Source organism: Propionicimonas sp. (genome assembly GCF_034927565.1).
Taxonomy (GTDB): Bacteria; Actinomycetota; Actinomycetes; order Propionibacteriales; family Propionibacteriaceae; genus Propionicimonas.
The window spans coordinates 1-10,755 of record NZ_JAYFPT010000066.1 but is presented as its reverse complement, the minus strand read 5'-3'; the positions used below and the strand labels follow the sequence as shown (position 1 = coordinate 10,755).

Here is a 10,755-nt window from a genome sequence, read left to right as displayed (position 1 = left end):
CCGTCCCCGTCCCCGTTGTTACCGGTGCGGTGGGCGAACCAGTCGTAGATCTCGGCTTCGTCCGGGTCGTCGCGGTGGAACGGTCCGGTCGGGTGACCGTTGGGACTCCTCTTCAGCTGGCCGCAGGACGTGTACTGCTCCCACCATGCGCCCGTCGTCGGCGGCGTGGTGCGGGCGGGAGGCTGGCTCTGGCAGGCGGTCGTGATGACGGTGTGGTCCGGGCCGGGCATGGCGAGCTGCGCTGCGTGGTACGCAGCCTCGCGGGGGTGGGCGGGGTAGCCGTCGGTGGAGTCGTACCGGGCGATCGCGTTGCCGGCTTCGAGTTGCATCGCGCCGAGATCGATGCCCGCCTCGGTGGTGACGTAGCGCAGGAGCCGTCCGTGCCGGTCCTGGTCGTTCTGCCCTGCCGGGAGTTCCAGGGCTATCGGGTCACCGTGGGACAGCAGGCGTCCGATGGCTGCTGAGGCTTCGTCGTGGCCGCATTCGCCTCGTTCAGGGGTGTCGATACCGATCAGCCGGACCGTGCCGGCGCTGGTGGTGAGGGTGTCGCCGTCCACGACCGAGGCAAAGGTCGCCGCCTCGGTCCCCGGAGCGGTCGGTGTGATTGTCGGGGCGGGTGCTGCCACCGTGGCCGTGGGGGTCGCCGAGGCCTGCCCAAGGGACGCCGGTCGGGGGCCGGTGCAGGCGACCAGCCCGGCGGCCAGCAGGAGAGTGGCGGCGACGGCGTGCCACCGGTGTGCAGTATTCACTGGGCGCTGATTCTAGTCCGGGACACGGCACCCGGCGGGTGGTTCAGTCAGGGTCTGGTCGCGATGCCGTCCAGCCACAGCACCTCAGACTCATCGGCATGGGTGCCGCCCGAGCCCACGTGCTTGGAGTCGATCTTCGGACCGTTCCTGATGACGTACACCAGCGCCATCGCGTGGCCGCGGCCCAGACCGTAGTCGTTGGCCAGCCACGTGATGACATCGCCGGCGACGACCTTCGGCCCGTCGAAGCCCCGAGCCTTCGCCTCGTCGAGCAGCTGCCGTGGGGTCTTCCCGGTCTTCTTCTCGATCGTGTCGAGGTAGGCCTGAAAGGACATCTCATTCCTCCGTGCTGGCATGGGCGCGCCAGAACATCTCTGCGGCCACGTCGGCGCGCTGACGTAGCTCGGTCTGGTCAACGGCGGTACCGGGAGGCAGGAAGAGCAAGCTGTTCAGGGGAGCGGCGACGACCAGCCACAACAACTGCTCGGCCGCGACCTGGGGGTCTGGAAGAGACAGATGGGGACGCAGGGACGGCAGCCAGGCCGCCAGGCGATCGACGGTCTGGCCCGGGCCGAGCGCATACCACTCGGCCGCGAGGTCCGGGAACCTGCCGGCTTCGCTGCTGATGAGGCGACGCAGTTCCGCAATCCTGGGCGTCACAATGATCGTGGCGAGGCTGCGGCAGGTCGCCCGCAGCGCGGCACGCGGCTCGTCCTGCGCGAGGTCGAGCCCTTCCTGCAGGCGTTCCTGCATCGGAACGATCGTCGCCCGGATGACCTCGTGAAACAGCACGTCCTTGGTGGGAAAGCGACTGTCGAATGTCGGCCGGTGACGTGCCTTCGCCGGCGATGTGCCTCCGCCGGCGATGCGTTCGGATCCACCGGAGCGAGGTCTGGCGGATCCGAACGGTCACTCGCTCGGCGTGAGTTCGCGCTGGTTCACAGGCTGGTTCCGATGCGTTCGGAGAACTCGACGAGCCGGTTGGAGAAGCCCCATTCGTTGTCGTACCAGCCGAGCACCTTGACCTGGTTGCCGACGACCTCGGTGAGGGGGGCGTCGAAGATCGAGGAGTGCGGGTTGCCGACGATGTCCGCCGAGACCAGCGGTGCCTCCGAGTACTGCAGGTAGCCCTTCAGTGAACCAGCGGCGGCGTGGGCGAACGCCTGGTTGATCTCGGCGACGCTCGCCGTCCGTCCGAGGACGGCGGTGAGATCGGTGATCGAGCCGACCGGGACGGGGACGCGCAGCGCAAAGCCGGTGAGGCGTCCGTCGAGTTCGGGGATGACCTTGCCGATCGCCTTCGCTGCCCCGGAGGAGGTCGGGATGGTCGACATGGCCGCAGCCCGGGCGCGACGCAGGTCGGAGTGCGGGGCGTCGTGCAGCCGCTGGTCGCCGGTGTAGGCGTGGATGGTGGTCATCAAGCCACTCTCGATCCCGAAGGTGTCGTTGAGGACCTTCGCCAGCGGCGCGAGGGAGTTGGTGGTGCAGGAGCCGTTGGAGAACACGTCGGAGGCGGACGGGTCGAGTTGGTCGTCGTTCACGCCGAGGACGAAGGTGGGCACATCGCCCTTCGCCGGGGCGGAGATGATCACCTTCCTGGCGCCACCCCTGAGGTGGCCGAGCGCCTTGGTGGCGTCGGTGAAGAACCCGGTCGACTCGATCACCACATCCGCGCCGAGCGCACCCCACCCGATGGCGCCGGGGTCGCGCTCGGAGAGCACCGTGATGTGGTTGTCGCCCACGCTGATCGTGTTGCCGTCAACGCTGACCCCCTCCAGATGGCCCGAGATCGAGTCCCATTCGAGCAGTGTGGCCAGCGTGGCCGCGTCGGTGAGGTCGTTCACCGCAACCACCTGGACGTCGGCGTCGTTGGCCAGGGCCGCCCGCAGGTAGCTGCGTCCGATCCGTCCGAAGCCGTTGATTCCGATCCGAACTGTCATCTCACTGATTCCTTTCCGGTGTGGCGGCCGATGCCGCCGCAGGTGTGGGCGCGGGCGCGGCGGCCCGCAGCAGGTCGAGAGCGCCGGCCCGGGCATCCTCGGACTTGCTGGGGTCCTGGGCGGCGATCGCCAGGACGTAGCCGCCCTGGATGGTCGCTGACAGCAGATACGCCAGCCGCTCGGGGTCGACATCGGGGCTGAGTTCGCCCACCTCGATGGCCTCGCGGATCACCGGGACGAGGGCGGTGTGGACGGCCGCGAACGCCTCCGCGATCGGCTTGAGCAGTCCGGGGTCACCGGCTACCAGTGGGTCCTGGGTCATCCGGCCCACCTTGCAGCCTTTCAGGGCGGGTAGCGGACGGGTCAGGTACGTGGCGAGTTTGTCCATCGGATCGCCAGAGCCGCTCAGCAGCTCCTCCGTGGCAGGGAGCAGGTCGGCGCAGTTGCGCTCTAACGCCGCGAGGGCGAGATCGCGCTTGCTCGGGAAGTGGTGATACATGCTGCCTTGCCCGACTCCCGACCGCTCCCGCACCTCGCGGGGGCTGGTAGCCGCATAGCCGCGCTCCCACAGCACCTCGCTCATCGTCTGCACCAGGCGTTCCCGGGACTCCATGGCCATGACTGTACATACCTCTAGGTACAGTTTCAAGGTGCATCGCTGGCGGGCGTAGCGACATGGGGCGGGGCGTTCTCGGCTGCCCTGGCCGCGGTCTCCTCCATCGCATGGCGACGCCGGCGGTCACGTGGGCCTCAGGGGTGTTCGTCAGGACGCGCCAACGGTGGCCGGCCGGGTCGCCGAGCAGGCCCCGTACCTCGGTAGGCGAGTTGAGGGGCCTCCTGCCGCAGTTGCCAAAGCACATGGGTCCGACAAAATCGGGGTTCGGGGGGGTTATCCACAGGTTACTTCTGCCCCCACAAAATGGGTGTTGACAAGTAGATACAGGTTGCGCAGGGGTATCCGTAACTCATAGAATAGGAACACCAGTTCGAATCAGGGAGGGAGTTGGGGTCATGGTCGCACAACCTGTCGAGCGGCCGCAGCTCGACGCCCGGCTGAGCGAGCTGCACGCGCTGCTGGCGGCGATCCCGCTGGCTGATTACGCTGATCAGACCCCCGCCCAAGCTCGCCGCACCGCCACCACGCTGCGCACCCTGGAATCCATGCTGCGCACTCACGTCACCGCAGCCGTCCGCGCCGTCGACCGGTTCGTCCCCGCCCGGCAAGCCAGCCAGCTCCTCGCCGGCGACTTTGGACTCGACCCCGCCGCCGCGAACCGGCAGGTCAAGGACGGCCGCGTCCTCACAGCAGCCCGCGCGGCCGAACAGGCTGCAGCTGACGGACGCATCTCGCTGCCCCACGCGGTCGTGATCGGCACCGCGTTGCGGCAGTTGCCCGAACGGACCACCCCCGAGCAACGCCGCCTCGCCGAGGCGCAGTTGATCAACGACGCTACGACGTTGTCGCCCAGGGATCTCGCTACCCGGGCCCGCCGCATCACCGAACTCTACGAACCCACCGACGTGGTCGACGCCCACGAGAACGCCCTGGTGTCGCAACGCGAGTCGCATGCCCGGAGCCGGGCGTCGTTGACGATGTGGGACAACCGTGACGGCACCTGGAACGGCCGTTTCGTGCTGCCCGAGGTGCAGGCCCGCATGCTCAAAACCGTGATCGACGCGTTCGCCGCACCCCGCCGCTCCCACCTTGGCGATGCTCGGCTGGGCCGGGTCGGGGATGATGCTCGGCTGGGCCGGGTCGAGGGCGATGCTCGGCTGAGCTGGGTCGAGGGCGATGCTCGGCTGAGCCGGGTCGAGGAAGCGCGTGCTGAAGCCGAAGCCGACAAGCCGTACGACCGCAAAGCAGGCCAGGCGCTGATCGCGCTCATCGAACACCTGCCGACCGACGGGTTGCCGACCACCGGCGGCACCCCGGCCCGGATCGTCATCACCATCGACGAAGCTAAACTCCGCTCGGCAACCGCTGCGGCCACCCTCGCCACCGGAGAACGCATCTCCGCCACGGAACTGCGCCGTCTCGCCTGCAGCCACGGCATTCTGCCCGCCGTTCTCGGTGGTACAGGCGTCGCAGTGGACCTGGGCCGAAGCCAACGGCTGTTCACTCCTGCCCAGCGGGACGCCCTCGCTGCGATGGATGGTGGCTGCGTCACACCCGGATGCGACCGGCCACCGGCGTGGTGTGAAGCCCACCACGGTGGTTCGCCGTTCGCCGAGGGCGGTAGGACCAACCTGGACGAGGGTTACCTGCTGTGCTCAACCCACCACCACGAAGCCCACCAACGTCACTGGCGATTCCAGCGCAACGCAGGCCGCGCCGAGGTTGATCGCGGCCGAGGCTGGGAACGAAACCACCGGTACCGGCCCTAAGGCGTGTTCGGGTGAGCCAAGCTCGGGAGTCCTCACCCTGCCCGATGATCAGCACTTTGCTAGGGCTGGTCGACGGCTCGGGTTCGACCGGGGTACATGATCTCCCAGATTGCGGGGGCGGAGACCTCCTCGGTGTCGGAGGCTCCGGCCGACTGCCGGGTGACCGTCACCGGGCCGGAGAAGCGCAGGTAGGCGCCGTCGAAACCGATCAGGCGGGCGGCGAGCTTCTTCCAGCCGCTGAGTTGGTCGACGAATTTCGCGCTGACGATGGTCTGCTCGCGATGGTAGGAGACCTGGTAGCTGTCGTGGTCGTCGCTGGCGTAGGCGTAGGTGTGGAGGTCACCGACCGGTTTGCCGGTGGCCGGGTCGGTGTGGATACCGCTCTTGGCGAAGGTCACTTGCTCCTGGTCGTCCGCGATCACCTTCCCGTCCTTGGCGAGCATGAACACTGTGATCGGGTCGTAGCTGTACTTCTTCTCCGAGACGATGTAGGCGGTGATGAAGGTGTACGGTCCGACAGCGCCACGTCCCCAGTACCAGTTGTTGATGATCGAGGTGAGTGCGGCATTGCCCCAGTTGTGGTCGTGGTAGCCATTGCCGGACCTGGTGACCGGCGACTCGTCGCCCACCTGGTAGGTGACCTCGACGCTGCCGTAGGGCACCGACGGCAGCCAGGCGAAGTACTCCTGCTCGTCGTCCCCGTAGAAGATGTGCCCGGCCGCGGGTCGCCACGGCTCGGTCTGGCCGGTCAGCCGCGCCTCGAAGGAGATGTTCTCCACGCTGGCGCGGATCGTGTACTCGTGCAGGTCGCCGGTGAAGGTGTTGTCGCCGACCCGCACGTCGCAGCCCTCTTTCGAGGCGGAGAAGGCAGCCGGTTCGAAGGGCACGTTGAGGTTGAAGGTGCGCCCGTCCGGCAGGTCGAGGTCGACCTGAACCCGCGGTGCCAGCCCGGTCCCGGGGGCGGTCGCGTCCTTGGTGTGGAAGTTGGCCACCAGTTTGGCGCCGTCGTCGAGGTGGGCGTCGAAGTACCACCACTCGTACTGTCCGTGAACGGCCGGATCGGTGCGCAGACCGTCCTCCCACTGCTCGATGCGGGGGCCGAGGCCGAAGCGCTCCAGATCTTCCGGGCGGGTGGCCAGCCGTGCGTGCTCAGTCATGTGGTGTCTCTTTCATCCTGTGGTTCCCCGGAGCGATTCGGTCGATCGTGTCGCGGTCGGACGCGCCCTGTCCACCGAACAGGGCGACAGCGCTCTGCTCGAAGCGGCGTGCCGCCATCGCCGAGGCGTCTCCGCCGACAGCCGGGCGCTGCGCAAGACTGACCAGGGCCAGCCCCACCAGTGCCGCCACCACGCCCTCGGCCAGTTCCTGGGAGCAGCCTTCCGCGACCAGCATGGCGGCGGGGGCCGCCAGGAGCGCGTCGACCTGGTTGCCGAGGTCGGGATCGTGCAGCGACTCGACCAGCAACGAGAACAGGGCGAGGAACTCCGCCTGGCGTGCCAATCCGACCTCCCGCCAGCGTCTCACCAGGGCAGCGACCGCAGCGTCCTGGTTGGCCTCGCAGTCGAGTGTTCCAGCGAAGTCCGGCCCGACCACGTCGGCGGCGTGCGTGAACGTGGCCCGGCGCAGGTCGTTGATCCCGGGGAAGTGATAGGTCACCGAAGCGAGCGAGACCCCGGCTTCGGCGGCCGTGGCGCGATGGGTGAGCGCACCGGCCCCGCCACGGGCGACGACCTGGATGGCCGCCCGCAGGATGGCTTGCCGCCGCTGCTGACCCCTCGCATTGCCCGGCACAGCCCACTCCTTGCCTTTTCGGTACAGATGTACTGATAATAGTTGAGTCTTCATCGAATACCAAGGAGTCGCGATGCCGACGATCGTCGTGTGCGGTGCCGGTCCGGGCCTGGGCAGATCGGTCGCCCGCCGTTACGGACGCGAGGGCTACGAGGTGGTGCTGGTCGCGCGCCACGCCGAGCCGCTGGAGTCGTTCGCGGCCGAGCTTGCGGAGGCGGGGATCACCGCGCACCCGCTCCCGTCCGACCTCTCCGACCCGGACGACATGGGTGACCTGGCCGTGCGGATCCGGCAGCTGGCTGGCGATCCTGACGTCCTCTACTACGCGCCGGTCGCGGCCGGCATGACCTTCGTCCCGGCCGCGAAGCTCACCGCCGAGGCCGTCGCTGCCAACACCCGCCTGCTGCTCGAATCACTGGTGGTGCTGGTCGGTGAGTTCCTTCCGCACCTGCTCGAGCAACGCTCGGGGGCGATCCTGACCGCCCAGGGCTCCACCGCGCTGACCGGACGGCCGGGGATGAGCGGTCCTGGGCCGGCCATGGCAGCCCAGCGCAACTATCTGCAGGCGCTGGAAAAGGAGGTCGCCGGCTCCGGGGTCTTCGTCGGACGGCTGTACATCTCCGCGCTTATCAAGAACAGTGCGATCGACCAGGCGATGCAACAGGCGAGGGCTGCTGGCGGCAAGGCGCTTCCGGCCGCCGCGCTGATTGACCCGGACGGGCTGGCCGACAAGCTCTGGAGGATGCACCACTCCCGACGTCCGCACGAGACGGTTGCGCCGGCCTGGGGCCGAATCGTGTTCCCGCTGATGTCGTCCGGGCCCGTCCGGCGCCTGATGGCCAGGCGAGACTCCTGAACCCCTGGGGCACTGGCCGCACCCACTCGCAGCCATCCCGCACTCCCGCACTCCCACACCGATCACCGACAGAAAGCGACTTCCGTGACCATCACCTTGTGGATCATCAACATCCTGCTCGCCCTGGTTTTCCTCGGCGCCGGCGCCATGCACGCCTTCCGTCCGCGCCAGGCCCTGGCTGAGAACATGGCCTGGACTGCCGACTCCTCCGACGCGATGGTGAAGACCATCGGCGCGCTCGAATTGCTGGGCGCACTTGGCCTGATCCTGCCGCTGGCCACCGGTATCGCCCCGATCCTCACGCCGATCGCGGCAATTGGCCTGGCCATCGTGATGGTCGGCGCGGTCGTGACCCACGCCCGCCGTTCCGAGCCGATCATCACCGAACTGGTGCTGGCCCTGGTGGCTGCCGCCAGCGCGGTACTGGGGTTCCTCGTCCTGGCCTGAGTCTTCCGTGGGGCTTTGGCGCCCCGCGACCCCACCGGGCGGCTCTGTGCGACCCGGCGGGGCGGCGACGATGTGAGCGCCGGCTGTCAGGCGGTGGCGCGGGTTCCGGTGAGCTTGGTCTTGATGATGCCGACCTTGAGGGCGCCGGTCAGCGCGTCGCCGTCGACCGAGCCCGACAGCTTGGCCTTCACCTTTCCGGCCGGGCCTTCGGCCTCGATGGTGCCGGTGAAGTTGGAGCCGTTGAGCTGGCCATCGGCGATGTCGGCCTCGATCCCGATCACCGAGACGTGGCCGGTCAGGACGTCACCGTCCGCCTTCAGGGTCAGGACGCCCTGGCGGCCGCGGGCCTCGACGTTCCAGGTGCCGTCCACGGCGGACGCCTCGCCCGTCGGGGCGGCGGACATGAGCGCGGCATCCTCGGCCTCGTCGGCCTGCTTCTTCGCGTAGGCGATCTTCATCGAGTTGATGATCTCCAGGGCGAAGTGGACCTGATGGCCGATCGCGATCGCCTGCGGCGAGTCGCCCGGGGCGACGAAGACCGACTTGACCTGGAAGCCGTCGGCGGTCGGCCGGAACTGGTGCAGGGCGCCGACGTGGAAGTTGGTGTCGTCGTCCTTGGTCGCCATCTCGCCGAAGAGACGGACCGGGTAGGACTCGTCCGGCTGGAACGGCATCCCGTCCGGGAGGGATTCCTGAGCGACGCCGTGCATGTACACCGGCTCGCCGAACATGCCGAACGCCTCGGCGCCGCGCTGGCCGGAGTCGATGTCACCGATGATGACGTAGTGCTCGGGGTTGGTCGCCAGCGCATCGTGCTGGGACGCCGCGCCTCCGATGATCGACATGGTCTCGGGGAAGCCCACGCCGTGGGCCTCGAGCTCGATCTGCGCCCAGTTCACCTTCGCGGGGTCATAGGTGGCAGCCCAGCCCTTCCAGCGGCGGGCCGAATCCGCCAGGACGTCGGCGTACACCCGCAGGAAACCCTCCTCGCCGAGCCCGTCGCGGGTCGCCAGCGAGATCTCTTTCGCGCGCTCAGGTTCGAGCCAGTTGATGTCGATATCGGACAGTTCGACCTCGCCGTCCATGATCGGGACGCCGAGCAGTTTGAGTTCGTGGAGCACGTGCAGCGTGCGGTCGTACTCGATGCGCCGCAGCTGGTCCTCGCCCCAGGCCTGGCCGTTGATGGTGACGGTGTAGCTCAGTTCGGACATGATCTCTCCTTCGGTCGTGCGGGGGCTCTTACTGGAGGATTAACCTCCGCTTATATCTGGAGTATAGTCCTCCAGATAGAGAATGCAACCCCTGCCGAGGAGGTGTGATGAGAGCGGACGCGCGAGCCAACCGTGAGGCCGTCGTGGAGGCGGCCGCCACCCAGATCGCCACACACGGGATCGACATCTCGCTGACCGCCGTCGCCGAGCAGGCGGGCGTGGGTATCGCCACGCTCTACCGCAACTTTCCCACCCGCGACGATCTGATCCGCGCTGTTCTGGCCGACCTGGAGACCCGCATGCTCGCCATTCTCGAGCGCTTTCAGCCTCAGCTCGAGGGGGATTCCGAGGCGGCCTGGAACGGGTTCGTGCACGCGGTGGCGGCGCTGCGTCCCGGCGCTCTGGTGGCAGCCTTCGCTGCCGAGTTCGTCGCTGATCACCACGTCGCCCAGCCGCTGGCGGAGAAGCGCATCCGGTCTCTGGCGGCGGTGCAGCAGCTTCTCGACCAGGTCAAGCGGGCGGGTCTGGTGCGAGACGACCTCACTGCCGCCCGGTTCCAGATGGGCATCGCCTCCATCACCCGCCCGCTGCCTGATGTCGCCGTCCCCGAGTTGGCCCAGCATGAGGCTTGGCTGATCGACGTCTATCTGCGGGGGCTGCGTCCCTGATCGACGGTGTTGCGGGGGCCGGTCAGTCAGCCGGCGGATGCCGATGGGACGGCTGAACTCATGGTCGGCCAGAGGTTGCTGACCACCCGGCCCGCCCAGTCGTCCAGTAGCCGACCCCGGAGTGCGGCCTCGGCGAGCGCGCTGCCGACGACGAACTCGACCAGGAGGTCGGTGTCGATGTCCGGACGCAGTGCACCGGCGTGCACGCCCCGCTGCAGAAAGTCCTGGAGCGAGCTCAGCCGGGTGCCGACGAACTGTGAGCGCCACTGCCGCTGGAAAGTCTCGTTCGCGACCAGAACATGCCCCATGAGGGAGGCGATGCCGTCGGTGTGGAACACCTGCTGCAGTTGGTTGACGATCTGCTGGAAACCGTCGCGATCAAGGGTGGCCGCGATGGGGGGCATTGGTGCGATCCGGCCGGCGACGTCGATCAGGATTTCGCTGCTGGTGGCGTAGCGGCGGTAGAGAGTGGTGCGTGCGACTCCCGAGACCTCGCTGACGCGAGCGATCGTCACGGCGGCGGGCCCCTCGTCGGTGACGATCCGCATCACCGCCTGATCGATCTTCTGATCGGTGGCCACCCGCGCCCGCGAGCGTCCGTCCGCCACCTGTTCGCGCGCTCGATCCGCCATGGCGATCATCGTAGGGCCCACCCTCCTTGTGTTGTCGTCGTCCTGTTGTTGCACTACAAGATTGTAGCGCTACACT

At 68.1% G+C, this 10,755-nt stretch carries 13 protein-coding genes; 4 read left to right on the top strand and 9 right to left on the bottom strand.

Annotated features, from left to right (window positions below; genetic code table 11):
• From VB080_RS12120 to VB080_RS12100, 5 genes are all read right to left on the bottom strand, one after another.
• A partial coding sequence (locus VB080_RS12120) for a thermonuclease family protein (RefSeq protein ID WP_323418713.1) occupies positions 1–749 on the bottom strand: 749 nt, incomplete at its 3' end.
• Between the two features lie 47 nt (positions 750–796).
• Entirely contained in the window at positions 797–1,084 is a 288-nt protein-coding gene (locus VB080_RS12115) for a DUF4287 domain-containing protein (RefSeq protein WP_323418712.1), read from the bottom strand.
• Position 1,085: 1 nt separating this feature from the next.
• Positions 1,086–1,541, bottom strand: coding sequence for a TetR/AcrR family transcriptional regulator C-terminal domain-containing protein (locus VB080_RS12110; RefSeq protein ID WP_323418711.1), 456 nt, complete (start codon positions 1,539–1,541; stop codon positions 1,086–1,088).
• Positions 1,542–1,687: 146 nt separating this feature from the next.
• Positions 1,688–2,689 carry a type I glyceraldehyde-3-phosphate dehydrogenase gene (gene gap, locus VB080_RS12105; protein WP_323418710.1) on the bottom strand — a complete coding sequence of 334 codons (1,002 nt, stop codon included), beginning with the start codon at positions 2,687–2,689 and terminating at the stop codon, positions 1,688–1,690.
• Position 2,690: 1 nt separating this feature from the next.
• Positions 2,691–3,302, bottom strand: a complete 612-nt coding sequence (locus tag VB080_RS12100; RefSeq protein WP_323418709.1) for a TetR/AcrR family transcriptional regulator — start codon at positions 3,300–3,302, stop codon at positions 2,691–2,693.
• Positions 3,303–3,700: 398 nt separating this feature from the next.
• Between VB080_RS12100 and VB080_RS12095 the strand changes: the two genes are divergently transcribed.
• Positions 3,701–5,074: an HNH endonuclease signature motif containing protein gene (locus tag VB080_RS12095; RefSeq protein WP_323418708.1), complete on the top strand. Its 1,374-nt coding sequence runs from the start codon at positions 3,701–3,703 to the stop codon at positions 5,072–5,074.
• Positions 5,075–5,133: 59 nt separating this feature from the next.
• On the opposite strand, the gene VB080_RS12090 is transcribed toward VB080_RS12095, so the two are convergent.
• On the bottom strand, positions 5,134–6,231 hold the full coding sequence (locus VB080_RS12090; RefSeq protein WP_323418707.1) for a hypothetical protein: 1,098 nt from the start codon (positions 6,229–6,231) through the stop codon (positions 5,134–5,136).
• On the bottom strand, positions 6,224–6,865 hold the full coding sequence (locus VB080_RS12085; RefSeq protein ID WP_323418706.1) for a TetR/AcrR family transcriptional regulator: 642 nt from the start codon (positions 6,863–6,865) through the stop codon (positions 6,224–6,226). Before VB080_RS12085 ends, VB080_RS12090 begins: the two co-directional genes overlap by 8 nt.
• 73 nt (positions 6,866–6,938) lie before the next feature.
• Here VB080_RS12085 and VB080_RS12080 point away from each other — a divergent pair, with 73 nt between their 5' ends.
• On the top strand, positions 6,939–7,721 hold the full coding sequence (locus VB080_RS12080) for an SDR family NAD(P)-dependent oxidoreductase (RefSeq protein ID WP_323418705.1): 783 nt from the start codon (positions 6,939–6,941) through the stop codon (positions 7,719–7,721).
• A gap of 84 nt (positions 7,722–7,805) precedes the next feature.
• A complete protein-coding gene (locus VB080_RS12075) occupies positions 7,806–8,168 on the top strand; it encodes a DoxX family protein (protein ID WP_323418704.1) in 363 nt (120 codons plus the stop codon).
• An 86-nt stretch (positions 8,169–8,254) separates the two neighbouring features.
• On the opposite strand, the gene VB080_RS12070 is transcribed toward VB080_RS12075, so the two are convergent.
• Positions 8,255–9,379, bottom strand: a complete 1,125-nt coding sequence (locus VB080_RS12070) for a hypothetical protein (protein WP_323418703.1) — start codon at positions 9,377–9,379, stop codon at positions 8,255–8,257.
• A 107-nt stretch (positions 9,380–9,486) separates the two neighbouring features.
• Between VB080_RS12070 and VB080_RS12065 the strand changes: the two genes are divergently transcribed.
• Positions 9,487–10,047 (top strand): TetR/AcrR family transcriptional regulator, encoded by a 561-nt coding sequence (locus VB080_RS12065; protein WP_323418702.1) that lies wholly within the window; start codon positions 9,487–9,489, stop codon positions 10,045–10,047.
• A gap of 26 nt (positions 10,048–10,073) precedes the next feature.
• Here the strand turns inward: VB080_RS12065 and VB080_RS12060 are convergent, their stop codons facing one another.
• Complete coding sequence (locus VB080_RS12060) at positions 10,074–10,679, bottom strand: TetR-like C-terminal domain-containing protein (RefSeq protein WP_323418701.1); 606 nt, start codon at positions 10,677–10,679, stop codon at positions 10,074–10,076.
• Positions 10,680–10,755: the final 76 nt, after the last annotated feature.

Bases quoted from the DNA above. Each gene is read 5' to 3' on its own strand.
- VB080_RS12115 (WP_323418712.1), bottom strand. From the start codon at position 1,084: ATGTCCTTTCAGGCCTACCTCGACACGATCGAGAAGAAGACCGGGAAG.
- gap (WP_323418710.1), bottom strand. From the start codon at position 2,689: ATGACAGTTCGGATCGGAATCAACGGCTTCGGACGGATCGGACGCAGC.
- VB080_RS12100 (WP_323418709.1), bottom strand. From the start codon at position 3,302: ATGGAGTCCCGGGAACGCCTGGTGCAGACGATGAGCGAGGTGCTGTGG.
- VB080_RS12095 (WP_323418708.1), top strand. From the start codon at position 3,701: ATGGTCGCACAACCTGTCGAGCGGCCGCAGCTCGACGCCCGGCTGAGC.
- VB080_RS12090 (WP_323418707.1), bottom strand. From the start codon at position 6,231: ATGACTGAGCACGCACGGCTGGCCACCCGCCCGGAAGATCTGGAGCGC.
- VB080_RS12080 (WP_323418705.1), top strand. From the start codon at position 6,939: ATGCCGACGATCGTCGTGTGCGGTGCCGGTCCGGGCCTGGGCAGATCG.
- VB080_RS12070 (WP_323418703.1), bottom strand. From the start codon at position 9,379: ATGTCCGAACTGAGCTACACCGTCACCATCAACGGCCAGGCCTGGGGC.
- VB080_RS12065 (WP_323418702.1), top strand. From the start codon at position 9,487: ATGAGAGCGGACGCGCGAGCCAACCGTGAGGCCGTCGTGGAGGCGGCC.
- VB080_RS12060 (WP_323418701.1), bottom strand. From the start codon at position 10,679: ATGGCGGATCGAGCGCGCGAACAGGTGGCGGACGGACGCTCGCGGGCG.